Below are 704 nucleotides of genomic sequence, written 5' to 3'. Positions count from 1 at the left end.
CGCAAGGCCGCGGAGGTCCATCGGGCCGAGGCGGCGACGGACGCGGACCGGCTGATCGCCGAGGCGGCCGAGATGGTCGAGGCGGCGCGCGCGGAGGCGGCCCGGTTCGAGGAGCGGGCGCGGGAGGCGGCGGACGCCCACCGCGCGGAGGCCGAGGCGGACGCCGACCGGCTGCGCGCCGAGGCCGCCCGCACGGTCGACGAGGCCCGGGAGGCGGCGAACGCCCGCCGGGCGGAGGCCGCGCTCCAGGCCGACGAGCTGATCTCCGAGGCCGTCGCCGAGGCGGAGAAGCTCGCGGACGAGGCCACGCGGACGCTTGAGGAGGCCCGTGAGGCCGCCGACGCGGAGCGGGCCGAGGCGGCGGCGGAGGCGGAGCGGCTGCGGGCCGCCGCGGCCGAGACGAAGGCCAAGGCGGACGAGCGGGCGGACGCCGTGGTCGCCAAGGCGACGGCGGAGGCCGAGCGGCTGGTCGCGGACGCGTCCGCGAAGGCGCAGCAGATGCGTACCGACGCCTCCGACGCCCTGGCATCGGCGGAGCAGGACGCGGCCCGGACGCGCGCCGAGGCCCGCGAGGACGCCAACAAGATCCGTGGCGAGGGCCGGGCGGAGGCGGAGCGGATCGTCAACGAGGCGGCCGAGCTGACGTCCTCCGCGCAGGACGACGCCGACCGGATCGTGGACGAGGCCCGGGAGGCGGCCAACAG

Annotated in this window: 1 pseudogene; it reads left to right on the top strand. The window is 79.1% G+C overall.

Going from position 1 to position 704, the window contains the following annotated elements:
- Positions 1 to 704: pseudogene (locus ACX9I7_RS32680) on the top strand (hypothetical protein); the annotation flags it as partial.

The sequence above is a fragment of the Streptomyces sp. L500 genome (genome assembly GCF_054551825.1).
The sequence above is the reverse complement of the archived record's forward strand: the minus strand, read 5'-3'. Positions and strand labels throughout refer to the sequence as shown.